The organism is Kribbella sp. NPDC051137 (assembly GCF_040682535.1).
GTDB classification, from domain to species: Bacteria; Actinomycetota; Actinomycetes; order Propionibacteriales; family Kribbellaceae; genus Kribbella; species Kribbella karoonensis.
Genome location: NZ_JBFBBI010000003.1, coordinates 516,224 through 540,412 on the forward strand (window position 1 = coordinate 516,224; position 24,189 = coordinate 540,412).

Annotated in this window: 22 protein-coding genes; 15 read left to right on the forward strand and 7 right to left on the reverse strand. The window is 69.2% G+C overall.

What is annotated here, in order from left to right:
• Positions 1 to 41 precede the first annotated feature (41 nt).
• From AB0M51_RS17550 to AB0M51_RS17585, 8 genes are all read left to right on the forward strand, one after another.
• Positions 42 to 485 carry a deazaflavin-dependent nitroreductase gene (locus tag AB0M51_RS17550; RefSeq protein ID WP_344194095.1) on the forward strand — a complete coding sequence of 148 codons (444 nt, stop codon included), beginning with the start codon at positions 42 to 44 and terminating at the stop codon, positions 483 to 485.
• Between the two features lie 15 nt (positions 486 to 500).
• Positions 501 to 1,532, forward strand: a complete 1,032-nt coding sequence (locus tag AB0M51_RS17555; RefSeq protein ID WP_344194098.1) for a zinc-dependent alcohol dehydrogenase family protein — start codon at positions 501 to 503, stop codon at positions 1,530 to 1,532.
• Between the two features lie 189 nt (positions 1,533 to 1,721).
• Positions 1,722 to 3,002, forward strand: coding sequence for an extracellular solute-binding protein (locus tag AB0M51_RS17560; RefSeq protein ID WP_344194101.1), 1,281 nt, complete (start codon positions 1,722 to 1,724; stop codon positions 3,000 to 3,002).
• Positions 3,003 to 3,042: 40 nt separating this feature from the next.
• The gene (locus AB0M51_RS17565; RefSeq protein ID WP_344194104.1) at positions 3,043 to 3,942 is read left to right on the forward strand and encodes a sugar ABC transporter permease; all 900 of its coding nucleotides are present in this window, start codon (positions 3,043 to 3,045) and stop codon (positions 3,940 to 3,942) included.
• The gene (locus tag AB0M51_RS17570) at positions 3,939 to 4,853 is read left to right on the forward strand and encodes a carbohydrate ABC transporter permease (protein WP_344194107.1); all 915 of its coding nucleotides are present in this window, start codon (positions 3,939 to 3,941) and stop codon (positions 4,851 to 4,853) included. The genes AB0M51_RS17565 and AB0M51_RS17570 overlap by 4 nt, the downstream gene beginning before the upstream one ends.
• 119 nt (positions 4,854 to 4,972) lie before the next feature.
• The gene (locus tag AB0M51_RS17575; RefSeq protein WP_363749594.1) at positions 4,973 to 6,607 is read left to right on the forward strand and encodes a hypothetical protein; all 1,635 of its coding nucleotides are present in this window, start codon (positions 4,973 to 4,975) and stop codon (positions 6,605 to 6,607) included.
• 34 nt (positions 6,608 to 6,641) lie between these two features.
• Positions 6,642 to 8,420, forward strand: coding sequence for an NHL domain-containing thioredoxin family protein (locus AB0M51_RS17580; protein WP_363749595.1), 1,779 nt, complete (start codon positions 6,642 to 6,644; stop codon positions 8,418 to 8,420).
• A 66-nt stretch (positions 8,421 to 8,486) separates the two neighbouring features.
• Entirely contained in the window at positions 8,487 to 8,735 is a 249-nt protein-coding gene (locus AB0M51_RS17585) for a DUF6458 family protein (protein ID WP_344194119.1), read from the forward strand.
• A gap of 4 nt (positions 8,736 to 8,739) precedes the next feature.
• On the opposite strand, the gene AB0M51_RS17590 is transcribed toward AB0M51_RS17585, so the two are convergent.
• The 5 genes from AB0M51_RS17590 to AB0M51_RS17610 form a co-directional block, all read right to left on the reverse strand.
• A complete protein-coding gene (locus AB0M51_RS17590; protein WP_344194121.1) occupies positions 8,740 to 9,510 on the reverse strand; it encodes a DUF4097 family beta strand repeat-containing protein in 771 nt (256 codons plus the stop codon).
• Positions 9,511 to 9,621: 111 nt separating this feature from the next.
• On the reverse strand, positions 9,622 to 10,863 hold the full coding sequence (locus AB0M51_RS17595) for a hypothetical protein (protein ID WP_344194124.1): 1,242 nt from the start codon (positions 10,861 to 10,863) through the stop codon (positions 9,622 to 9,624).
• The gene (locus tag AB0M51_RS17600; RefSeq protein WP_344194127.1) at positions 10,860 to 11,513 is read right to left on the reverse strand and encodes a hypothetical protein; all 654 of its coding nucleotides are present in this window, start codon (positions 11,511 to 11,513) and stop codon (positions 10,860 to 10,862) included. The genes AB0M51_RS17595 and AB0M51_RS17600 overlap by 4 nt, the downstream gene beginning before the upstream one ends.
• Positions 11,510 to 12,748: a hypothetical protein gene (locus tag AB0M51_RS17605; protein ID WP_344194130.1), complete on the reverse strand. Its 1,239-nt coding sequence runs from the start codon at positions 12,746 to 12,748 to the stop codon at positions 11,510 to 11,512. The genes AB0M51_RS17600 and AB0M51_RS17605 overlap by 4 nt, the downstream gene beginning before the upstream one ends.
• A gap of 262 nt (positions 12,749 to 13,010) precedes the next feature.
• A complete protein-coding gene (locus AB0M51_RS17610; protein ID WP_344194132.1) occupies positions 13,011 to 14,870 on the reverse strand; it encodes an acyl-CoA dehydrogenase in 1,860 nt (619 codons plus the stop codon).
• A 194-nt stretch (positions 14,871 to 15,064) separates the two neighbouring features.
• On the opposite strand from AB0M51_RS17610, the gene AB0M51_RS17615 reads away from it, so the two are divergent.
• Positions 15,065 to 15,583: a histidine phosphatase family protein gene (locus AB0M51_RS17615; RefSeq protein WP_363749596.1), complete on the forward strand. Its 519-nt coding sequence runs from the start codon at positions 15,065 to 15,067 to the stop codon at positions 15,581 to 15,583.
• On the opposite strand, the gene AB0M51_RS17620 is transcribed toward AB0M51_RS17615, so the two are convergent.
• Positions 15,571 to 16,470 carry an endo-beta-N-acetylglucosaminidase H gene (locus AB0M51_RS17620; protein WP_344194139.1) on the reverse strand — a complete coding sequence of 300 codons (900 nt, stop codon included), beginning with the start codon at positions 16,468 to 16,470 and terminating at the stop codon, positions 15,571 to 15,573. The two genes, AB0M51_RS17615 and AB0M51_RS17620, sit on opposite strands and share 13 nt — an antisense overlap.
• A 200-nt stretch (positions 16,471 to 16,670) precedes the next feature.
• Between AB0M51_RS17620 and AB0M51_RS17625 the strand changes: the two genes are divergently transcribed.
• From AB0M51_RS17625 to AB0M51_RS17650, 6 genes are read left to right on the forward strand one after another with little or no spacing between them, the layout of a single operon-like run.
• Positions 16,671 to 17,822 carry an anhydro-N-acetylmuramic acid kinase gene (locus AB0M51_RS17625; RefSeq protein ID WP_344194141.1) on the forward strand — a complete coding sequence of 384 codons (1,152 nt, stop codon included), beginning with the start codon at positions 16,671 to 16,673 and terminating at the stop codon, positions 17,820 to 17,822.
• Positions 17,823 to 17,837: 15 nt separating this feature from the next.
• Positions 17,838 to 18,356 carry an AAA family ATPase gene (locus tag AB0M51_RS17630; protein WP_344194144.1) on the forward strand — a complete coding sequence of 173 codons (519 nt, stop codon included), beginning with the start codon at positions 17,838 to 17,840 and terminating at the stop codon, positions 18,354 to 18,356.
• Between the two features lie 34 nt (positions 18,357 to 18,390).
• Positions 18,391 to 19,416 (forward strand): MerR family transcriptional regulator, encoded by a 1,026-nt coding sequence (locus AB0M51_RS17635; RefSeq protein ID WP_344194147.1) that lies wholly within the window; start codon positions 18,391 to 18,393, stop codon positions 19,414 to 19,416.
• Positions 19,413 to 20,558 carry an MFS transporter gene (locus AB0M51_RS17640; protein ID WP_363749597.1) on the forward strand — a complete coding sequence of 382 codons (1,146 nt, stop codon included), beginning with the start codon at positions 19,413 to 19,415 and terminating at the stop codon, positions 20,556 to 20,558. The genes AB0M51_RS17635 and AB0M51_RS17640 overlap by 4 nt, the downstream gene beginning before the upstream one ends.
• Before the next feature lie 59 nt (positions 20,559 to 20,617).
• Positions 20,618 to 21,217 (forward strand): DJ-1/PfpI family protein, encoded by a 600-nt coding sequence (locus AB0M51_RS17645; protein ID WP_344194156.1) that lies wholly within the window; start codon positions 20,618 to 20,620, stop codon positions 21,215 to 21,217.
• Positions 21,214 to 21,702: a MarR family transcriptional regulator gene (locus AB0M51_RS17650; RefSeq protein WP_344194158.1), complete on the forward strand. Its 489-nt coding sequence runs from the start codon at positions 21,214 to 21,216 to the stop codon at positions 21,700 to 21,702. Before AB0M51_RS17645 ends, AB0M51_RS17650 begins: the two co-directional genes overlap by 4 nt.
• On the opposite strand, the gene AB0M51_RS17655 is transcribed toward AB0M51_RS17650, so the two are convergent.
• Positions 21,680 to 24,121, reverse strand: a complete 2,442-nt coding sequence (locus AB0M51_RS17655) for a polysaccharide lyase family 8 super-sandwich domain-containing protein (RefSeq protein WP_344194160.1) — start codon at positions 24,119 to 24,121, stop codon at positions 21,680 to 21,682. The two genes, AB0M51_RS17650 and AB0M51_RS17655, sit on opposite strands and share 23 nt — an antisense overlap.
• Positions 24,122 to 24,189 lie beyond the last annotated feature (68 nt).

The window sequence follows — 24,189 nt, forward strand, 5'->3', positions numbered from 1 at the left end:
TCGAAGCAGATATTTCGATCATCGAAACAAATGGAGCTGTTATGGCGGTCCAGGGTCTGCCCGGCTGGCTGAAGCCGGTGAATCGGCTGGTCAAGGTGCTGCACAAGTTGGGGATGCGGCCGGGGACGATCCACCTGCTGTCGGTGCCCGGGCGGTCGACGGGGCGGCTGCGGACCACGCCGGTGTCGCCGTTGACCGTCGACGGGCGGCGGTACGTGCTCAGTCCGGCGCCGGAGTCGGACTGGGTCCGGAACGCGTCCGCCGCGGGCTGGGGCGTGCTGATCCAAGGACGGAATCGGCAGAAGGTGCGGCTCGAACCGCTCGAGGACGTACGGGACCGGGAGAAGGTGCTGCGCGCGTTCCCTGCCGAGGTGCCGCACGGCGTGCCGTTCTTCCTCCGGATCGGTGCGGTCACCGGCGCGACTCCGGACGAGTTCGCGGCCGCCGCGCCGCGGTCGGTGGTTTTCGAGGTGGTTGCAATCTGAACTACGCTGGCCGGTATGCGAGCCACGGTGATCCACGGAGCGTTCGACGTACGGCTGGAAGAGCGCCCGGATCCGAGGATCGACGGGCCGGGGGACGCGGTGGTGAAGGTCGTTGCCTCGTGCATCTGTGGCTCGGACCTCTGGCCGTACCGGGGGGAGAACCCGGTCAAGCAGCCGCGGCCGATCGGGCACGAGTTCGTCGGGATCGTCGAGGACATCGGCTCCGAGGTACGCACCGTCAAGCCGGGCGACTTCGTGATCGCGCCGTTCGTGGTCAGCGACGGGACCTGCCCGCACTGCCTCGCCGGTTACCAGACGGCGTGCCAGAACATGGTCGGCTACGGCAGCGCGAAGGCGGACGGCGGCCAGGGCGAGTACGTGAAGCTCCCGTACGCCGACGGCACGCTGGTCGCGACGCCCGGGATGCCGGACGACTCGCTCGTCCCGTCGCTGCTCACACTCTCCGACGTGATGGGCACCGGCTGGCACGCGGCGCGATCGGCGCGGGTGAAGGCCGGTGACACGGTCGTCGTGGTCGGCGACGGCGCGGTCGGGCTGTGCGGCGTACTGGCGGCGTCCCGGATGGGCGCGGAGCGGGTCGTTGCCCTGTCGCGGCATGAGCCCCGGCAGAAGTTGGCGACGGACTTCGGTGCCACGGACATCATTGCCGAACGCGGCGACGCGGCCCGGGACGCCGTACTGGAGTTGACGAACGGGGTCGGTGCGGACGCGGTCCTGGAGTGCGTCGGCACGGAGCAGTCGATGACGACCGCGTTCGAGGTCGCGCGGGCCGGCGCCACGGTCGGGTTCGTCGGCGTACCGCACGGGGTCGAGGTTCCGATCAAGACCATGTTCAGCCGGAACGTCGGGCTGAACGGCGGGGCCGCGCCGTGCCGTGCGTACCTGCCGGAGCTGATGGCCGACGTGCTGGCGGGCGCCATCGATCCGGGGCGGGTGTTCGACGCGGAGTTGCCGCTCGCGGAGGTCGCCGACGGGTACACCGCGATGCATGAGCGGCGAGCGATCAAGGTGCTGCTCCGACCCTGACGTTGTGCGCAATCGTTCTGTTCGCACAAGGAATGTGCGCGCTCTCACACTGGCGGCCCACGCGGGGTCACGGCTGCGCAACGCGCCTGCGCGGAACGTTGACACTCGCCAGTAGCAGTTCCAGAGTGGGGGCGGTCAAGGGGGCATCGTTGTCAGGCGGCTCCATCAACAATGATCGGAGAATGAATCATGCGTGGTGGTCTGAGCAAGACCCTGGCGCTGGTGGGTGCGGCGGGTCTTCTCGCGGTGAGCGCCTGCGGGAACAGCGACAACAGCAGCGGTGGCGGCAATTCGTCGGCGAGCAAGGACGTCACTGTCTTCACCTGGTGGGCCGACGGTGGTGAGAAGGCCGGTCTGGACGGCCTGGTGTCGGTGTTCGGCACCGAGTGCAAGGACTACAAGTTCGTGAACTCGGCCGTTGCCGGCGGCGCGGGCTCGAACGCCAAGCAGGTGCTGGCGAACGACCTGCAGGCGGGTAAACCGCCGTCGACGTTCCAGGCGCACGCCGGCGCCGAGCTGAAGGACTACATCAACGCCGGCCAGGTCGACGACGTCAGCCAGTTGTACAAGGACTACGGGCTGGACAAGGCCTTCCCGCAGAACCTGCTCGACAACCTGACCGTCGACGGCAAGATCTACTCGATCCCGGCGAACATCCACCGGGCGAACGTGGTCTGGGCGAACCCGACCGTCCTGAAGAAGGCGAGCATCGACGCCACCAAGGCGCCGGCCTCCGTGGACGCGTGGATCGCCGACCTGACCAAGCTGAAGGCCGCCGGTGTGGCCGCGCCGCTGGCGATCTCCAAGGGCTTCGCGCAGGAGATGCTGGTCGAGGCCGTACTGCTGGCCGAGCTCGGTCCGGACAAGTTCAAGGGTCTGTGGGACGGCAAGACCGACTGGGCCGGCGGCGACGTGACCGCGGCGCTGAACAAGTACAAGACGCTGCTTACCTTCACCAACACCGACCGCGAGGCGATCGACTGGCCGGACGCGCTGGGCTACGTGAACAGCGGCAAGGCCGGCTACACGCTGATGGGTGACTGGGTCGCGGCGCAGCAGCTCGCGGACAAGGTCCCGGACACGGCGTACACCTACTGGCCGGCGCCGGGCACTTCCGAGGACTTCCAGTTCCTGGCCGACTCGTTCACGCTGCCGACCAACGGTGCGGACCCCGACGGTGCGAAGTGCTGGCTGAAGGTCGTCGGCTCGGCCGAGGGCCAGAAGGCGTTCAACACCAAGAAGGGCTCGATCCCGGCCCGTTCGGACGCCAACCCGGCGGACTACCCGAAGTACCAGCAGACCGCGATGGCGGACTGGAAGAAGGACAAGATCGTCCCGTCCTGCGCCCACGGTGCGGCCTGCACGCTGGGGCAGAACAACGACATCCTGTCCGCGCTGAGCCAGTTCAGCGGCAGCCCGGACGTCGCGAAACTGCAGTCCGCGCTCGGTACCGCGATGAAGACGAGCTGATGTGTCGCGAGTTGCGAGCTGACGAGTTGGAGGACTGAGCGTGCACGGAAGAATCCGCACCTGGGGACCCGGTGCCCTGGTGCTGCTGCCGACCGTGCTCCTGCTCGGGTACTTCGTCTACGGGTTGATCGCGTGGTCCTTCAACACCTCGCTGACGAACCGGCACACGGCGCGTAAGGGCCCGGCCGACTACGTCGGGTTCGAGAACTACGGGCATCTGTTCGGTGAGGACCGGTTCCTCAACTCGCTGAAGAACCTCGGCGTGCTCACGGTGGCGTTCATCGTGGGCACGCTGATCTTCGGTCTGCTCTGGGCGCTGCTGCTGGAGAAGGGCGTGCCCGGCGAGTCGATCTTCCGGTCGATCTACCTGTTCCCGATGGCGATCTCGATGATCGCGTCCGGCGTCGTCTGGGGCTGGCTGCTGAACCCGTCCCAGGGTGCCGACGCCCGCGGCCTGAACCGGCTCTTCGAGATCCTCCATCTGAATTTCCTGGAGAATCCGTGGTGGACCGCCGGGAGCAGATGGACGACGATGGCGTCCATCGCGTTACCGGCGGTCTGGCAGCTGTCGGGGTACATCATGGCGCTGTTCCTGGCCGGCTTCCGCGGGATCCCGCCGGAGCTGCGCGAGGCGGCCCGGGTGGACGGAGCATCCGAGTTCAAGCTGTACCGGCACGTGCTGTTCCCCCAGCTGTCGCCGATCGCGCTGTCCGCGCTGATCATCCTCGGGCACATGTCGCTGAAGCTGTTCGACCTGATCTACGCGATCACCGGGCCGAACCAGTTCCGTACCGAGGTGCCCGCGATCTACATGTGGAACACCTTGCTGCGCAGTGACCAGGCGAAGTCGGCCGCGATCGCGATCGTGCTGCTGGCGGTCGTCGCCGTCCTGGTCATCCCGTACATCGCGTACACCGTCCGGCAGGAGAACGAGGAATGAGCGCCGCCGACACCGCCACCGCCGCGACCGGTACCGCCGCGGCGGCGGTCAACCGGAAGCCGCCGAAGAGTCGGGGCGTCATCGCGGACGGCTCGACCCGGCGCAGCCGGACGGTTCGCTACGTCCTGCTGCTGCTGTTCCTGCTGTTCGTCCTGATCCCGGTGTACGTCGTACTGATCACCAGCTTCAAGACCTCCGGCGACACCACCGCGGCCTCGCAGTGGAACCTGCCGAAGACCTGGACGCTGGACCCCTGGCGCAAGGCCTGGGAGGTGCTGCAGCCGTACATGATCCGGTCGCTGTCGCTGGCGATCCCGGCCGCGATCATCTCCTCGCTGATCGGTTCCGTGAACGGGTTCGTGCTGGCCCGCTGGCGGTTCCCGGGGGCGAACATCGTGTTCGCGTTCATCCTGTTCGGGATGTTCATCCCGTACCAGGCGGTGATGCTGCCGCTGCGTACGACGTTCACCGAGCTGGACGTCACCCGCGGGGTGCCGACGCTGATCGTGGCGCACTGCATCTACGGCATCCCGATCTGCACGCTGATCTTCCGGAACTACTACGCCACCGTCGTACCGAACGAGATCATCGAGTCGGCCCGGGTGGACGGCGCCGGGCTGATCCAGACCTACCTCCGGATCATCCTGCCGATCTCGATCTCCGGGTTCGTGGTGACGCTGATCTGGCAGTTCACCTCGGTCTGGAACGACTTCCTGTTCGCGCTGTTCCTGACCCAGCAGAACAACGGGCCGGTGACGCTCGGCCTGGCGGCGCTGGCAGGCGGTCAGAAGGTCGACTACGCGGCCTCGATGGCGGGTGCGTTGATCACTTCGCTGCCGACGCTGATCGTCTACATCGTGCTCGGCCGCTGGTTCATCGGCGGCCTGATGGCGGGCGCGCTGAAGGGCTGAACCTCTCGGTATCAGCGACGGCCCGTGCGCACCCGCGCACGGGCCGTCGTCCTTGAGTTGTCCACAGGGCGCGCGCAGGGGCCTGCGGGGGAGTGGCTCCGGACGGTAATCTCACGGAGGTGACCAAGTCTCCGAGTGGACGGGACGGACGGCGCAGCCACCTGCGGCTCGTCGGCTCCGATCCCGGCGAACCGTACGCGCCGCCGGCGGGTGTCGATGTCGACACCACGCCGAGCGTCGCTGTGCTGGAGACCCTGCTGGAAACGCTTTCCCTCGATCTGGCCGCCGTGCCGGCCGCGCTGCACCCGGTGATCGCCGAGGCGTCCGTGGCCCGTTCGGCGGCGATGCTCGCCGACCAGCTGTGGCCGGCCGGGCGTCCGGACGAGATCGGTGAGGTGGAGCGCTTCTTCTGGGCCGACGCAGCCCGGGTGCTCGGTGAGCGCCGTGACCTGGAGTCCTTCGTACTGCTGACCAGCCTGGCCCGGACCGTCGGCCCGGCCGGTCGGCTGCCGTTGCAGCGGGCGCACGTGTCGCGCCTGCGGACGCAGGACGAAGTGCCCGAGTGGGTGACCCGGATCGCCGGGTTCCGGCTGACCAGCGCGATCGTGTCCGAGGACATCACGGGGGACGGGCTGAGCGTCGTGCTGGACTACGACGACGAGCAGCATCCGCACACCGTGGTGGTGTTCATCGACAACAACCTCGGCGCGATCATCAAGGATGTGTTCGTCGGCCCGCCGGTGGACCGCGTCCTGGAGGCGTACCAGCGCGGCGGCCGGGTGACCATCCGGACCGTGCGGCCGCCGATCGCCGCCGGGATCATCCTGCAGGCGCTCGGCGAGACCCGGGACTTCGACGATCCGCCGGTCAGCGAGGACTTCGAGTTCTTCACCGGCCTGCTGGTGAATCGGCTGACCCAGATGCCGGAGCGCCCGGTCCGCCCGCCGATGCGGCCGTTGCTGGCCCCGCGGCAGCGCGAGCAACTGGTCGAGGAGTTCCTCGAGTCGCGGTTCGCCGGCGGCCTGCCCGACGACGCGCCGGACATCGTGCGGCTGTGGATCGACCACGCGGTCGACCACACCGTCGGCGGTCCGCTGCGGGTCAGCGGCGTGCTGGTCGAGCTGTTCCTGGCGCACTGGCTGCCACGGAAAGTGCTTGCCGACAGCACCTACTTCGATGCGGTCCCGGCCGTGGTGAAGGCCTGGCTCGAGTTCGCCGGCGACCGGGGCGGCCTGCCGCTGGACACCGTCGACGAGGCGGTCGACGCGGTCGACGTCTGGCAGCCCGCGCTGGAGGCGGCCGCGATGATCGACCCGGTCGGCTCGAAGCCCGGCGAGCGCGTCTTCCTCGACGACACCACCAACGACCTCGAGGACGCCTACCGCGCCCTGGCCGGCCTCGGCACGCCGCCGCAGCCCGATCTCCAGGGCCTGGACAACCACCAGGCCGCCACCCTCTCGGTGCTGGCCCCGCACGCCTGGCTGATGGCCGGCGAGACCTTGGGTACGGCGTACGCCCCCGACGCGTTCGACATCGCCGAACGCCTGGTCCGCGAAGCCCCCGACCTCCTCGCCAAGGCCCGCCTCTCGACCTGGCCCCGCGCCATCGTCTGGCTGATCGCCCACCGTCACCGCCTGGTCGGCCCCGGCGAGTCCCTCACCCCCTACACCCTCGCCACCGACCTCTCATCCTCCCCGGCCACCCTCCGCAAAACCGCCAAACTCCTCACCGACACCCTGATCCTGCCTCGCTGATCCGCGCGGTTGGGCGGTCACGGACAATGGACGCATGCATGTGCGTGCGCCGGAGTTGCGAGGTCGTGGGTGGTTGAACACGGGCGGCCGGGAGTTGGCGTTGGCAGACTTCCGGGGGCGGTTTTTAATGCTCGATTTTTGGACGTTTTGCTGCATCAACTGCTTGCATGTGCTGGACGAGTTGCGGCCGTTGGAGGAGAAGTACGGCGATGCGCTGGTGATCGTCGGGGTGCATTCGCCGAAGTTCGCGCATGAGGGCGAGGAGGCGGCGGTTCGGGCCGCTGTCGAGCGGTACGAGGTGGGGCATCCGGTGCTGGACGACCCGGAGCTCGTCACCTGGCAGAACTACACCGCCCGCGCCTGGCCGACCCTCGTCCTGGTGGATCCGAACGGCTACATCGTCGCGCAGTACTCGGGCGAGGGGCATCTGCATGCCCTGGACGCGCTGTTGTCCGAGCTGGTCGCCGAGCACGAGGCCGCCGGCACGCTGACCCGGGGCAAGTCGCCGTACGTCGCGCCCGCGGCGGAGCCGACCGACCTGCGGTTCCCGGCGAAGGTGGTTGCGCTGGACAACGGGTTCCTGGTCGCGGATGCCGGTAACCACAGCCTCGTGGAGCTCGCGGCGGACGCGACGACCGTCGTACGGCGGATCGGGACCGGCGAGCGCGGTTTCGTGGACGGCGGCGACTCCGAGGCGCGCTTCTCCGAGCCGAACGGGCTGGTACTGCTCCCGGACGAGGTCGCGGCGCGGACCGGGTACGACGTGGTCGTGGCGGACACGGTCAACCACGCCCTGCGCGGGGTCCACCTGCAGAGCGGCGAAGTGACGACGCTGGCCGGGACCGGCAAGCAGTGGATGGACGGCGACGGGACCGACGTACTGAGTTCGCCGTGGGACGTCGCGTGGTGGCGCGGCAAGGTGTGGATCGCGATGGCCGGCGTCCACCAGCTGTGGACGTTCGACCCGTTCAGCGGGGTGACCGAGGTCGCCGCGGGGACGACCAACGAAGGACTGAAGGACGGGCCGCTCGAGGAGGCGTGGTTCGCCCAGACCAGCGGGCTCGCGGCGGACGGGGAGCGGTTGTGGCTCGCGGACTCCGAGATCTCCGCGCTGCGCTGGATCGACACGGCGGTACACACCGCGGTCGGCACCGGGCTGTTCGACTTCGGGCTGCGCGACGGCAAGGCGAGCGAGGCGCTACTGCAGCACCCGCTCGGCGTCACGGTGCTGCCCGACGGCTCGGTCGCGATCGCCGATACGTACAACGGCGCCGTACGGCGCTACGACCCGGCCACCGCGACGGTCGAGACGATGGCCACCGGGCTGGCCGAGCCCAGCGGTTCCGTTGTCGTAGGCAACGAACTGCTGGTGGTCGAGTCCGCCGCGCACCGGCTGACCCGGATCCCGCTCGGCGCGTCGGCGGTGGCGGACGAGTTCAGCACCCGGACCCAGCGCCCGCCGATGGACCTGGCGTCCGGCGAGGTCACCCTCGAGGTCGTCTTCACGCCGCCGCCCGGCCAGAAGCTCGACGACCGCTACGGTCCGTCGACCCGCCTGCTGGTCTCGTCCACCCCGGACAGCCTGCTCCGCGAAGGCGCCGGCGACTCGACGGATCTCGTACGCCGGTTGGTCGTCGATCCGCACGCGGGTTCCGGCGTACTGCACGTAGCCGTCCAGGCCGCCTCCTGTGACGACTCCGCCGCGGTGGAGTTCCCGGCCTGCCACATGCACCGTCAGGACTGGGGTGTGCCGGTCACCATCACCCCGGGCGGTCCGGACCGGCTGGAACTGGTGCTGTCCGGCGGCAAGTAGGAGTTTGCCGATCGGGTACAGGGAGGGCGTCAGACAGCCGCGGCCCGGAGGGAAGCGAGGACGTCGATGAGTATCGGTGTGGGGATCTTTCTGATGGTGGTGGGCGCTGTCCTGGCGTTCGCGGTCCGGGACAGCTGGGACGCCGTCAATCTGCAGGTGGTGGGCTACATCCTGATGCTGGCCGGCCTGGCCGGGATCCTGCTGTCGTTCTACATCACCAACCGCCGCCGCCGGGTGGAGACCAACGCCATCGACCCGGCCGTCGAAGAGGAATACCGGGTGGTCGAGGAACACCACCACGACGTGAAGGAATAGCCGCTCAGCTGGTCCGGAGCTCGATGTCGCCCGACGTCGTGCGCACCGAGACGGAGTGCGAACCGGTGTCGGTGTTGCCGAGTTTGTTCTCGACGTCGCCGTTCTTCGAGTCGGTGCTGACCTTGTAGTCGGTGCCGGGGGCGGTGATCTCGACGTCGCCGCTGGTGTCCTTGGCGTTCACGTCGTTCGCCTCGGCGAGCCTCAGTTCGATGTCGCCGGAGGTCGTCTCGACGTCGACCGGGCCGCCCTTCAGGTCCTTGCCCTCGATGTCGCCGGAGTTCGCCTTCACGTCGAGCTTGCCGTTCAGGCCGTGTACCGACACGTCGCCGGAGGTCAGGTCGAGGTTGACGTCGCCGTCGATGTCGCGGAGCTCGAGCTTGCCCGAGGTGGACTTCGCGTCGACGCCGCCGACGCCGGTCAGCTGTACGTCGCCGCTGCCGTTCTCACCGGTCACCTTCGTGCCGCGCGGGACGGTCACCTCGTAGTCGGCGGTGCATTGCCAGCCGCAGTCGCCGTCCAGCTTGAGTACGCCGTCGTGCACCGAGTACGCGTCGCCGTGCTTGAAGAACCAGTACTTGCGCTTCTCCCGCACCGTCGTCTGACTGTCGTCGGAGACCCTGATCGTGATGTCGGAGTGGCCGGCGGCCAGCTGGACGGTGCTGATCTTGTCGTCGACCTTGTGTGTGTCGTCGGAGTTCCGGCCCCCGAACTGCCAGAACGCCAGCCCGGCTGCCGCTACCAGCAGGACCACTCCGAGCTGCTTGTTCTCCGCCATCGTCCGCCTCTTCTCGAGCCCACCCGCGTTGTCGCAACGACAGTAGGCTCCGAGGGCCGCCCGGAGGATCCGGCAGATCCCCCGAGCCCACCCTGACTGCTGCTCAGGGTGCTACCGATGGAGCTCGCCCCGGGACACCGCGGAGGCCAGGTCGTCGCCGGTGGTGCCGAAGAAGGTCCGTGCCCAGAGCGAGTCCTCGTACCAGTACGGGCCGTCCTTACCGGGCAGCGACGCCGGCGCCGAGCCGCGCCGCAGCGCCTGCCGGCACTCGTTGCACAGCGGCAGCGTCAGCGTGGTCCCGTTCGACTCGACCTTCGTCGGCCGCCCGGTGGACCGCCCGTGCAGCGGGTTGAACGCACACAGCTCCGGTACGTCGGCCGCGCGCCGGCCGGCCGCGGTCGCGACGGCGGCGTCGTACTCGCGACGGCCCTTGTCCAGCAGCACCATCGCGCCGACCAGGTCGACGAGGTCAGGCGACGTGGCGTCGAGGATCTTCGAGGCAGCCGCGTGGTCGTCGAGCGCCGCCTGCTGGTGCACCAGCCCGGCACCTTCGGTGGTCGGCAGGGCCGCGAGTTGCGAGCCCAGGGTGGTGAGCTCGGCGGTCGTGTCCCGGGTCAGCTTCCGGCGCCGCTCGGCCGCCACGGTCGCGGCCACGTGCGGCGGGATCCGGAACGTCTTCTGCCGGCCCGGCGCCGAACCCGATCCGCGCATCCGCCCGATCACCAGCCCGAGCGCGACCAGGATGAGCAGGCCGCCGACGATGCCGAGCGTGATGACGGTCCCGTGGCCACCCGACCCTGAGTCCTCGCGGTGCGTCGGCGTGCCCCGGTCCGGCCGCTGGGAGGTCTTCGGGATCCCCGGCTGGGCGAGCAGCTCATACATCCGGGCGACCACCTCGGTCGGACCCGCGTCGTACCCGGTGTCGTCCAAGGCGCGCTGCCGGGACGCGTTGAGCTTCTCGTCGCTGACCTGCGGCAGGTCCTTGGTCTCGTACCACGGGAAGCGGCTGCCGCCGTCGACCACGACGTACAGTCCGGGCTTGCGGAGCGCGTCCATCACCAGCGTGAGGACGTTCTCCTCCTTGCCCTCGAACTCGTCGCTCGGGGTCAGCGGCAGGATGATCGTGTACGTCGGGTACCCGAGCGCGGACGCCTTCTTCTTCACGTCGGCGCGCAGGTTCGCCGGCAGCGCGGTCTTGTACGCCGGGTCGATGTACAACGAGTCCTTCAGCAAGGCGGTCGCGATCTCGTGCGCCCGCTCCGCCGGTGTCCCGGCCGGTGCGGCCTGCGCCGGCGCCGCGACCATCGTGGTCAGTGCGGCAACCAGACAAGCGAGAAGAATCCGGGCCTTCACGAGCGTCCCTTCCGTCGTCGTGGGGTGGCGATCGCCGCCACGATCAGTACGAGTCCGCCGAGGACGCCGCCGCCCATCATCCCGAGCACGGTGCCGCCGGCGCCGTTCGCGAGGGCCTTGCCGACGGTGAACTTGTCCTCGGTCGACGACGACGAGGCCTCGGGGGCCGGTGTCGGCGTCGGTGTCGTCCGGGCGGGCTCCGGCGTGGTCCGGTCCTGCTCGATCCCGTGCACGTAGTCGGCGAGCTGACTGCTCATCGACTGGTCCCGGGTCCCGAAGGTCCAGTCCGGTGCGTAGGCGGCGATCTCGTGCGCGACGCCGTACGTCCGGTCGCCGTCCATCACGACGTACACGCCGGGCTTGCCGTTCGCGGCCGCGAGCCGGCCGGCCAGCAGTTCGGTGTCGCCGCGCTCCGGGAACCACTCGCCGGTCGGTACGACGGCGACGTACACCGGCACCTTCGCCTCGGCGACCACCTTGTCGATCTCGTTCGTGTCGGCGATCGAGGTGTAGTCCGGGTCGACGTACAGCGGCCCGGTTGCCCAGGCCGCGACCGCGCCGGTGATCCGCGGATCGGCCGGCGTGGCGGCCCAGGCGGTCCCGGTCAGCAGGAGGACCGTCGCCGTGAGCACCAGGAGGAACCGCCTCATCGGACCTCGTCCTTCCAGGCCTCGACCCGCTCCGGCAGGTCGTCCGAGAGCGCGCCGAAGCCGCTCGCGACCATCGGGTTGTCCGGCTCGAGCGTCCAGTACGGCACCTGCTTGCGGTCGTGGCCGAGCAGCCCCGACTTGCTCCAGACCCGCAGCCCGCGCGGCGTCTTCCCGCGCCGTACGACGCTCGCACACTGCTGGCACGCCGGCACTTCGACGTCGTCCGACCAGTCCACCGTCGCCGTCCCGGGGTTGTGCGTCGGGTCGAAGAAGCACGGCGGCTGCAAGGCCGCTCCGGACGCGACCCGCTCGGCCTGCCGGGCGAGGATGAGCGCACCGGCCGAGGCGAGCAGGTCCTCCGGGTGATCGGCACGCAGGGTCCGCGCGGCATCCAGCCTGCGGTACGCGTCGTCGCGCCGGTCCAGCTGCGCCGTCGTCCGGTTGCGCCGCCTGTCGAGCCGGGCGACGGCGCGCTCCGCGGCCTTGATCCTGTCGTCGGCCTTGAGTTGCACGTCCCACGTGTCGATCGGCGGGTCGTCCTTGGCCGGCGGCTTGATGCGCTTGGGGGTCGTCTTCCGGCGCCGCCGCAGCCCGAGCAACAGCGTCAGCACGAACCCGAGGAACCCGCCGATCCCCATCCCGATGTACGCCGACCGGTCCTCCTTGTCGGTCGTCGACAGGCCGTGGTCGCTGTACTCGTGCGGAGGCTCGAGGTCACCCGCCGGGACCGCCGGGAGCGGCCGGCCGTCGAGTGCTGTCGACGCCTCCTGGATGGTCCGCACGATCGGCGGCGCCGGGCGGTCCGTGACCACGTCGAGGCGCTGCTTGTCGTCGTTCTGGACGCTGACCAGCTCGCGGCCCCGCAGCCCGCCCGCCCGGTACAGCTCCGCGCTGATCGACCAGTAGGTGCCGTTCACCACCGCGAGCAGGTACAGGCCCGGCGTACCGATCCGGGCGTGCAGCAGCGTCGGCATGTTGTACGACACCTCCCGGAGCGGCGGCGTCGACGGCACGATCGCGACGTACACCGGTGTGCCCGCGGTCCGCATCGCGGCGCGGATCCGGGTCAGCTCGGTGGCGGGAATTCCGCCGGCCAACCGAGGGTCGACGGACAGATGGTCGGTCCGCCAGGCGGCGGCGATTCGGTCCGGCAACTCCGGCGTGTCCGCCCGCGCCGGAACGGCCGGGAAGAGGACGAGGGCCGCGAGCAGGGCGGTGAGAAGACGGGCGCGCATCGCGGACAGCGTACGACGACCAGACCTGAGCACATGCATACGGACGCAAGCACGCATCAGACGGTTCCAGTCGCCGAAGTTGGCGCGACCCTGGCTCGGACAGGGGAAACCAAGCCAGGGTCACGGTGTTTCAGGGCAGGAACGTTGCCGCATGATCACGCTCCGCAACAGGGCAGATCGTGGGGCAACCTGGGGCAGATCGGCGAAATCATGCCCCGAATCCTCCGGCTCGACCCGCGCAAGTGGCCGAGCCGGAGGAGCTTCAGAACGCGGACTCGGGGAGGTCCATCACGTCCAGATCGGTGAGCTCGGCCTTGATCCGCTCGGCCCGCACCGACGGCATCGTCGACCGCACGAACCACTGCGCGGCGGCCACCTTGCCGGTGTAAAAGTCCTGGTCAGCGGCCGAAAGCTCGCCACCGAGCCGCTCCAGCGCGACCTCCGCCTGACGCAGCATCAGCCACGAGCAGACCACGTCGCCGAGGACGAACAGCAGTCGCGAGGTGTTCAGCCCGACCTTGTAGACGTTGCGGGGATCACCGTTCTCCGCCTGGGGATTGCTGGCCATGAGGGCCTGCCCCATGATGCCCAGGATCTTCTGCGTGTCCTCGAGGCCCTTGGCGAGCAGTCCACGCTCCTCCTTGAGGCGGCCGTTGCCCGCCTCGGAGGCGACGAACGCCTGCACCTGCTCGGCGAGATGGCCGAGTGCCTTGCCCTGGTCCTTGATGATCTTCCGGAAGAACAGGTCCTGGCCCTGGATCGCGGTCGTGCCCTCGTACAGGGTGTCGATCTTCGCGTCCCGGACGTACTGCTCGATCGGGTAGTCCTGCAGGAAGCCGGAGCCGCCGAACGTCTGCAGCGACTCGGTGCCGAGCAGCGTCCACGACTTCTCCGAGCCGTACCCCTTCACCAGCGGCAGCAGCAGGTCGTTGACCCGCTCCGCGAGGTCGTCGTGCTCCCCGGCGTACCGGGCCTGCTCGGCGCGGTCCTGGTACGTCGCCGTGAACAGCACGAGCGCCCGGAGCGCCTCGGCGTACGACTTCTGCGTCATCAGCGAACGCCGTACGTCGGGGTGATGGGTGATCGTGACGCGCGGGGCGTCCTTGGCCGGCTGGGTGAGGTCCGCGCCCTGCACCCGCTCCTTCGCGTACTCGAGCGCGTTCAGGTAGCCGGTGGAGAGGGTGGCGATCGCCTTGGTGCCGACCATCATCCGGGCGTACTCGATCACCTGGAACATCTGCGCGATGCCGTCGTGCACCTCGCCGAGCAGCCAGCCCTTCGCGGGGATGCCGTCGCCGAAGGTCACCTCGCAGGTCGTGGAGACCTTGATGCCCATCTTCTTCTCGACGTTCGTGACGAAGGCGCCGTTGCGCTCGCCGGTCAGCTCACCGGTCTCGAGGTCGAAGTCGTACTTCGGAACCACGAACAGGCTCAGGCCCTTCGTGCCCGGGCCGCCGACCCCCTCGACGCCCTGCGGGCGGGCCAGCACCAGGTGGATGATGTTCTCGGTCATGTCGTGCTCGCCCGAGGTGATGAACCGCTTGACGCCCTCGATGTGCCAGGAGCCGTCGTCCTGCAGCGTGGCCTTCGTCCGGCCGGCGCCGACGTCGGAGCCGGCGTCCGGCTCGGTCAGCACCATGGTGGCGCCCCAGCCGCGCTCGATGATGTGGTGCGCGATCTTCTTGTCCCGCTCGGTGCCGTTGCGCCAGAGCACGTGCGCGAAGTTCGGGCCGGCGGCGTACATGTGCACCGGCGGGTTCGCGCCCAGCACCAGTTCGGCGGCGGCCCAGCGCAGCGACGGCGGGGTCGGCTGACCGCCGAGCTCGGCCGGCAGCTCGAGCTTGAACCACTCGGCGTCCATGTAGGCGTGGTAGCTCTTCTTGAACGCCTCCGGCATCCGGACCTCGTGGGCCTCCGGGTCGAAGACCGGCGGGTTCCGGTCGGCCTCCGCGAACGACTCGGCCAGCTCGTGCTTGGCCAGCCGGTCCACCTCCGCGAGCACCTCGCGGGCGGTGTCGACGTCCATCTCGGCGTACGGGCCCTGTCCGAGCACGTCACCCCGGCCCAGAACCTCGAGCAGGTTGAACTCGATGTCGCGAAGATTCGACTTGTAGTGGCTCACAGATGCTCCCTTACTCACGAGTAACTTAAGTATATACCCGTCGGTAATGAGGGCAAAGGGGATTAGCTGTGACCTGTGACAGTATTGATGCCGCGACTCCGTCGCGGCGGGTCATGGGGCTCGGTCTCCCGGTCTTCCCTCGTCGCTCTGGTCGCTTCGCTCCCGCCGCTCCTCAGTCCAGACCGGGAGGCCCCATGACCAGGCTGATATACGAAACCCACTCGATCACTCTCGACAATGAGAGCGGAATCGCGACCGGATGGTTGCCGGGGGAGCTGTCGCCGGAGGGTGTGCACCTGGCGAAGGAGTTGGGCGAGCGCCGCACGGACGTCGACGTGGTGTTCAGCTCGGATCTGTTGCGCGCTGTGCAGACAGTGGAGGTGGCCGGCTTCGTGGTTCCGCATCTCCAGGACTGGCGGCTGCGCGAGTGCAACTACGGCGAGCTCAACGGAGCGCCGGTGGACGCGCTCGCCCCCAGGGCCGAGCGCGTCCGGGACCCGTTTCCGGGTGGCCAGTCGTACGCCGACGTCGTCGAACTGACCCGTTCGTTCCTTGCTGATGTGAAGCAGTGGTACGACGCGGCAACCGTGCTCGTGGTTGCCCACTCCGCGAACAGGTGGGCGCTGGAGCACCTGCTGGGGAGCGGGCGACCGATGGAGGAGCTGATCGAGGCGCCGTTCGACTGGCAGCCCGGCTGGACCTACGCGTTGTAGACGGTGTTGCTGCCGTAGAGCTTCTGGGTGAAGGCGGACATGTACGACGACGTGTCGGCCTCGGTGAGGTTGTACGTGAGGAAGACGCCGTACCCCTCGTTCACCGTCCGCTGGGCGAGGCTGGCGGCGGTGGACGAACTGGTGGCGGTGTACGAGACGGCGGCCGGTGAGACCCGGGACTTCTCGCTCGGCGCGCTCGGCACCGACCACGTGCCGTAGTACGGGTTCCAGCCGTAGTCGAAGGTCTCGACGATGCTCTGGCCGTTGTAGGTGAGGCGGTCCGCGGCCGGGCCGATGTCGTACAGCGTGATGAGCTTGTTCGGAAGCTTCGCCCGCAGCGCCTGGACCAGGTACACGAACGAGAAGTCGTTCGGCTGACCGGTGCCGTTGTTGCCGTACTCCGCGTACTCGTCGTCGAAGTCGATGCCGTCCAGTCCGTACTGGTTGACCGCGTCGGCGAGCTGCTGCGCGAACGCGTCGGCCGACGCCTGGTCCGGGAAGTTCGCGAAGCCGGCGCCCTGGTGGTTGCCGAGGATCGACAGCAGGACCTTGATGCCCTTCTGCTGCAGCGGCCTGACCTGGGTTGCGACGTTGTCGAGCACGCTCTGGACCTGCTGGTTGAACGACAGGTACGCCTTGGTGCCGTCGTAGTTGATGTTCGCGGCGAAGATCACCGCGATGTCGATCACCTGCGAGCCGTCCTTCGCCAGCGTGTACTTGCCGGCGTTCAGCATGCTGTGGTCGTTGACCTCGATGTACGCGACGGTCACCGCTCCGGTCGTCGCGCGCGGGCGGCGCTTGCCGGCGGCATCGGCCGGGAGCGCGGCACCGGTGGCGGCCGCCGCGGTACCGGCGGCCAGGGCTGACAACAGGGTCCTTCGCTTCATGAGCTGATCGACTCCTCGTCAAAGATGGGCGGGCTCGCTATATCGGTTAAGTAGCTCCCACCACCTGCCGGAACGGCTGTGCGGCCAGTGGAGATAAACCGGTATAGCGTCACTGATCATCAATCCGTGATCACCGGCTGTCAAGACCCGAGGCTGATGACCCAGACTGGAGACTGCGACCGGCCACCGACGGGAGTGATATGCGAGTGATCGGACTGATGTCCGGGACGTCGTACGACGCGATCGACGCCGCTGCCGCGGATCTGCGGCTGGACGGGGACCAGCTGGTGCTGACACCGCTGGGGATGCTGAGCCAGCCGTACCCGGACGAGCTGCGCGCGGCGGTCGCGGCCGCGTTGCCGCCGGCGCCGACCACCATGGAGCAGGTCTGCAAGCTCGACACCGGGATCGGCCAGGCGTTCGCGACGGTGGCGCGGCAGGCGGTCGAGCAGCTCTGCGGCGGGTACGCGGACCTGATCGTGTCGCACGGGCAGACGATGTACCACTGGGTCGACGGCGGCGTGGTGCACGGGACGTTGCAGCTCGGGCAGCCCGCCTGGATCGCGGAGGCCACCGGCGTACCGGTCGTGTCGGACCTGCGGGCGCGGGACGTCGCCGCGGGCGGTCAGGGGGCGCCGCTGGTGAGCATCATCGACGTACTGTGGCTGCGCGGGCGTCCCGGCGTACCGGTGGCGTTGAACCTGGGCGGGATCGCGAACATCACGGTCGTGCACGGCGACCCGGTGGCGTTCGACACCGGTCCGGCGAACGCGCTGATCGACGCGGTGGTGACCGAGCTGACCGGGCAGGCGTTCGACGCGGACGGGGTGATGGCCGCGCGCGGGCAGGTCCATCTCGAGCTGCTCGACCGGTTGCTGGCCGAGCCGTACTACCGACGCCCGGCGCCGAAGTCGACCGGCAAGGAGCTGTTCAACCTCGCGTACGTCGCCCGGGCGATGGAGGGTCTTCCGGTGATCCCGGCCGAGGACCTGGTCGCGACGGTGACCACGTTGACCGCGCGGACGGTGGCCGACGCGGTACGCCGGTACGGCGGGACCGAGGTGGTGGCGTCCGGCGGCGGGATCCGGAACCCGGTGCTGATGCATCTGCTCGCGGACGAGCTGGAGATTCCGGTCCGGACCACCGACGAGCTGGGCATGCCGTCGGCGGCGAAGGAGGCGTACGCGTTCGCCGTCCTCGGCTTCCTGACCGTGCACGGCCTGGGCGCGACGGTGCCGAGTTGTACCGGCGCGCGGCACTCGAGCGTGCTCGGATCGGTGACTCCGGGACCGAGCGGACTGCCGACGATGCCCGGCGAGGCACGACCACCCCTGCGCCTTCTGGTGCAATGACCGCACACTAGAGCTGTGACAAGGTTGTTCGTGGTGACCGGGGCGCCCGGTTCGGGGAAGTCGACGGTTGTGCCGGAGCTGGTCCGGCTCAACCCGGGCAATCTGGTCGTGATGGACATGGACGAGCTGCTGGACGACAACGGCCGGCTGCTCGGCATCTCGATCGCGAGTCCGACGGCGGCCCCGATCTGGCCGGCGTACAACGCGCTGTGGCTGCGGATCACGGAGTTGATCCGGCGGTCCGGGATCCCGGTGCTGCTGCTCACGCCGGGCCTGCCGTCCGAGCTGCCGGAGGGGCGTTGGCTGCACCTGGACTGTCCGGACGCCGTACGCCGGAAACGGCTGGCTGCGCGCGGGTGGCCGGCGGGGCAGATCGAGGAGGCGGTCGCGGATGCGGCCGAGCTGCGGAAGTACGTGCCGCGGTCGGTGCTTTCGGACGTGAATCCGGAGCGGTGTGCGAAGGGGATCCTCGACTGGATCCGCGGCGAGCGCTTCGGCAAGACCCTCAGCCTGTGGGGTCGGCTCCGGAGTTGACCTTCGAGTTGGTGCAGGGATGAAGGTCGTCCGCATGACGATCAGTGAGTTCGCGCGGCTGGTGGGGTTGGCGCCGAGCGCGTTGCGGTTCTACGACGACTGCGGCCTGCTCCCGCCCGCCGAGGTCGACGCGACGAACGGCTACCGGTACTACGACCCGTCCCAGGCCGACCGCGCCCGGCTGCTCCGCGACCTCCGCGAGATCGACCTCCCGCTGCCGGACGTCCGCCTCGCCCTGGACGCGCCGCCGGCCGAGGTCGCCGAACTCGTACGGGCGCACCTCCGCACGCTGGAGGCCAAGTCGACGGCAACCCGGGAGGCTGCCACCCGTCTGCTCACCCAACTCCTCTCCCAGCGGACAACAGCGGTCCTGGGCGGCCCCGAACTGGCCAGCGCCATCCGCCAGGTAGCTCCCACCGCAGGCTCGGGTGACGCGGTGGGGGATGAGGACCTGGCGCTGGTGTTGAGCTGTGTGCTGATCGAACTGTCGCCGGACGAAGTCGTGTTCGTGGCGACCGACCGGTATCGGCTGGCGGTGCGGACCGTCCGGCCGGTGGAGTTCGGGGGGACGACGGGGCGGGTGCTGGTGCCAGCGGCGGAGCTGGCCGCGGTGAGCCGGTGGGCCGCGGCGGGAGACGTCGTGCGGGTGGAGGTGGACGGCGGGCTGACGTTCGTCCGGGGGGACGAGTCGCGCGAGCTGACAACAGTTGACGCGGACTACCCGGCGTACCAGCAGATCCTCGAAGGGTTGGCCCCACCGGTCTGTCGCGTGGTGGTGGACCGTGTCCGACTGCTCGAGGCGCTGCTCGGGCGCGAGATTGTTGCCTTCGACATCGACGACGAGGCGCTGCGGATCGGTGACGAGGTAAAGCTCGACGTGATCGGCACCGGTGCCGCGCGGATCGCGTTCACCGCGACGCTGCTGGCCGCGGCCCTGGAGGCGAGCGTCGGGCCCGACGTACTGCTGGAGATCTGCGATCCCTCCCGCCCGGTCGTCGTACGGTCGGCGGACCAGGGCACGTTCACCACGCTGGTGATGCCCGTCCGGCTGGACGGGTGAACCGGGCCTATTACGGCTGGCTGGCAGGCTCCACTCTCTCGGTACTCGGCGACGCCGCGCTGTTCTTCGCGCTCGGCTGGGCGGCGACCGGCATCGGCCCGCGCGTCGCCGCGCTCGTCCTGACCGGGTTCACGCTGCCGCGCGCCGTACTGCTCCTGCTCGGCGGCGTCCTCGGCGACCGCATCGGACCACGCCGCCTGCTGCTGATCTGCACCGCGATCGTCGGCACGTGCTGCTTCCTCCTTGCTCTTGTCGTTGGAGTGCGCGGCGTATCAACCGGGGTGCTGCTGGGGACGTCGATCACGGTCGGGACCGTCGATGCCTTCGCCCTCCCGGCGTCGGGTGTGCTGCCGCGGCTGTTCGTCCCGGACGATCAGTTGCCTCGGGCAATGGCATTGCGTACGTCGGCCTCTCAGGTGATCACTCTCGCCGGCGGACCACTCAGCGGGATGCTCGTCGCGACGGTCGGACTGGTCGGTGCGCTGGTAGTCGACGGCGCGACGTTCGCGGTGCAGTTCCTGGTATTGCTGGCACTGCGACCGCCGTACGACGTACCTCCGCAGCCCGATCGGCCGTCCGTCGTACGGGCCGCGCTGGACGGGTTGCGCGTGGCGATGGCGGATCCGGTGCTGCGGATGATCCTCGGCGTGGTCGGGCTGGTCGCGGCGTTCGTACTGCCGGTCACGTCGCTCTGCGTCCCGCTGCTCGCCCGCGCCCACGGCTGGACCGCGGGTCAAGCCGGTTTCGTTGTTGCAGGCAACGTTTGCGGCAGCCTGCTGGTCACCGTCCTGGTGGCGCGCTTCGGCTCGTTCACACGCGCGGGCCTGGTCGGCGGCTCCGGCTGCCTACTCGCCGCCGCAGGCATCTCGGGCCTGGCGCTCGCACCGTCGGTCCCACTCGCCGTGAGCGCAACTCTCCTGCAAGGCCTCGGCGTGGGCCTCTTCACGTCCCACCTCGCGCCCGTCTTCGTCCGCAGTACGCCGAAATCCCACCTGACCCGCCTGCAATCCCTGCTGTCCCTGGTGCAGACCCTGCCGCTGATCGCGTCCACCAACCTCCTCGCCACCCTCGACGTACACCACGCCCTCCCCCTCGCCGCCGCCGCGACCGCCCTGGCCGGCCTGATGTTGCTCAGGCTTTGAAGTCGCATCGAGGTGGCAAGCTATTGACAACATGCTGTCGTGATGACAGCATGTTGTCTATGAAGACGGCATATGTGGCGGTGTACGAGACGTTGGCGGACTGGGAGATCGGGTATCTCGCGGTTGAGTTGCGGACCGGGCGGTTTACCGGGGATGCGTGGCGGGTGGTGACGGTCGGGGAGTCGCTCGAGCCGGTGGTGACCATGGGTGGGCTGCGGATCGTGCCGGATGTGACGATCGCGGACGTGGAACCGGACGCGGGGGATCTGCTGGTGCTTGCGGGGTCGGCGCAGTGGGATCACGGCGGCGGGGAGGAGTTCGCGAAGCTGGCGGGGCGGTTCCTGGACGACGGCGTACCGGTGGCGGCGATCTGTGGCGCCACGGCGGGGCTGGCGCGGGCCGGGCTGCTGGACGGGCGGAAGCACACGAGTGCGGCCAAGGAGTACCTGCAGGCGACCGGATACCAGGGCGCGGACGGGTACGTCGATGCGCGCGCGGTGATCGGCGGGGACCTGATCACGGCCGGGCCGGACTCGCCGGTGCAGTTCGCGCGGGCGGTGCTGGAGCGGCTCGGGCTGGCGGACGAGCGGAAGCGGGAGGCGTACGAGGGCGTGTTCCACCGTGCGGACCCGGCCGCCTACGCGACGCTGGTGGGATGACGCGCAAGGACGAGACGCCGCCGCGAGACGAGTGGCCGACGCCGGGACCGCAGTCGGAAGGTGGCGCGGCGTTCACGGACGTCGTACTCGCCACCTTCCGGCTGAACGCGCGGCTGATGGAGGCCGCCCAGGGCCTGGCGGGTCACGGCGGGCTGACGGCGGCGTGGTGGCAGGTGCTCGGCGGCGTACTGCGGGAACCGCATTCGGTCGCCGATGTCGGACGGATCATGGGAGTGAGCCGGCAGGCCGTGCAACGGATCGCGGACCTGCTGGTGGAGCGCGGGCTCGCGGAGTACCGGCCGAACCCGGCGCATCGCCGGGCGAAGCTGCTCGCCTGTACCGAGGCCGGGCACTACGCGATCCGGCAGATCGCGGTCGCGCAGCATCCGTGGACGTCGGAGGTGGCGGAGACCGTCGACCTCGACGATCTCCGGACGACGTTGCGGACGATGCAGGCCCTGATCACCAAGCTGGAAGGAGCCTGACGGCGAGGCTCCTTCCGTAGGTGTGCCGGGTGGTGAACGTCAACCGGGTCCCAGTGGCAGTTCGCGTCACCTGGACTCCGGCGACCGGCGCCGCGGGCTTCAGGTACTGCGTCGGCAGGTTGACCGCGACGGTGTCGCGCTGCGTGGTGGGATCGGAGACGGCGACGTTCACGGTGGCGCCCTCACGGCGGAGGAGCAGCGAAGCGGGTCCGTCGACGGTGCATCCCGGCAGGTGGTGCAGACCGGGGCTGAACGTGTTGGCGGCCGTCAGGCGCAGGCCGTTGTGCTGGATCGCCTGGAGCCTGGTCGTGTTGGCGATCAGGGTGAGACGTCCGTGCTGATACGCGTTCAGCGCGGATTCTGTTGCGTTGGGCACCAATGCGTAGGCGAGCGTGTGTTTGCGGCCGGGCGGCTGGGCGTGGGTGAGCGCGAAGACCTGCTTGGTGATCGCGGTGTCCGGGTTCGACGTGCGCACCACCCGCCGGCTCCGTGTCACCGTCTGCACCTGCGCCGAGACGTCCGCGGCCTCCAGTAAGTAGTAGCCGACGGCAACTGTTCCGTCGGTGTACCGGAACCATCGCGGCGATCGGGACACGTTCACCGGAGCGGTGGCGGACGCGATGCGGGTGTCGAGCGTCGTCGTGACCGCCCGGGTGTCGTCGCCGACGCCGGCGGCCAGTACGACGATCTCGTCGTCGAGGAGGAACCACGACTTGGTCGCCGACGCGTTCTGGTAGACCACGAAGTCCGCGGGCAGCGTCTCCCGGGACGCGTACGCGAAGTCGTCGGACTGCACCCACCCGGCCGCGCCGTACGCGTCGAGCGTCGCGCCGCCCGAGTACGTGTTCGTCCCGACCGGGAAGTACACGTAGGTGTTCTGCGACTCCGACGACGCCGTGAAACCCGCCGCCGCGTTGTCGTAGTACGCCGTCCCGTACAGCTCCGGGATCGACTTGCGCGTCTCGACCGGAGCAGTCACGCCGCCCAGCGCGTACGGCGACACCGTGGTGAAGTAGTCGATGCCGAACGCCTGAGTCTGGTCCTGCCCGGACAGGTACAGGTAGTGCGCGCCGTCGCCTTGGAACCAGGGCAGCAGGTTCTCGCCGCTCATGTACTCGTACTTGCTGATCCGCTCCGAGTTTCGCGCCAGCGCGAACGCGTACCCTGGGCGCCGGTGCACCGTCCGGTCCATCGCGTTGAACGCGGTACTGAGAGCGGCCGGGTTGAGGTCGGCCGGCACGATCGACGCGTCCGCCTTGAGGTCCGCGAAGCGCCCGACGCTGACCGGCGACACGAAGCTGTTCACGTTGATCGTCGGTCGCGCGGTGAACTTCGCGAACGCCTTCAGTCGCCGGGAATCCTCAGGGGTGGCGTAGTCCGCGAGATCCACGATCGCCTCCACGACGACCGCGACGTCGTCGTACCCGGTGGCCGTCCGGGAGACCGCCCGGCCCTTGACGATCTCCATCATCCAGCCCTCGAAGATCAGCGGCGCGAACCCGTGCTCGACCCAGCCCTGCACCACGCCGACCAGGTCGTCGCCCTGCGCGTACTCGGTCCCCGCGAGCACCTTGATCGTCTGCACGACCCGGCTGAGCAGGCCCTTCCCGTACGAACCCGTGTACGCGACCGACGCGTGCTGGATGAACGAGCCGTCCGCGTAGTAGCCGTCCGTGACGCCGTGCTGCAGGTTGTACGGGTCGACGGTCGCGAACACCGTGAACTGGTCCTGCAGCGCCTTCCGGATCCGCGCGTCGTCGTTCAGCAGCGCGCCCTGGAGCACCCGGTTCGCGGTGATGTCGACGAGGTTCGCGCCGGTGTGGAAGCGCGAGTCGAGGTCGACGTCGCCGTTCTTCCCGTTCCGCAGGTACGCGTCCATCGAGGCGACGTACGTCGTGATCAGGTCGGCCGGGGCGTCGATCAGCGCGAGCGTCTTCGACACGAACGTGGAGATCCCGATCTCCCAGGTGAACCAGTTGCCGTAGTACCCCTTGGACTGGTCGCCGTAGTAGTTGTCGTGCAGCCAGACCAGGCCGTTCACGATCTGGTCGCGGACGGCCGGCGCCTGCAGGTCGGTGGCGGCGCCCGGGCGGCGGTAGGCGAGCGCGATCTCGTAGAGGTGCTGGTACGACGAGCTCAGGTTCGGGTCGCTCGTACCGAGCGGGAGGCCCGCGAACAGCTCGCCGGCACCGGCCCCGCCGAGAGCGGACAGCCAGGTGCGGGCCGTTTTGTCGATCGCGGCGACCTTCGCGGCGACCTCGGGGCGCGCGTTCGACTCCGCCGTACCGGCGTAGATCGCGATCATGTTCGCCAGCAGCACGTTCGGCTCGGCGGCCCGCGCTGTGGACGCGGGTCGTACGGCGGTCAGCAGGGCGGTGGCGGGGACGAAGGACAGCAGGCGGCGACGGGTGAGCTCCACTGGTACTCCCGGGCGGATGGGAAAACCTGACCCCGGGAGTCAATCAGTAGAAACTATCTTTCGGCAAT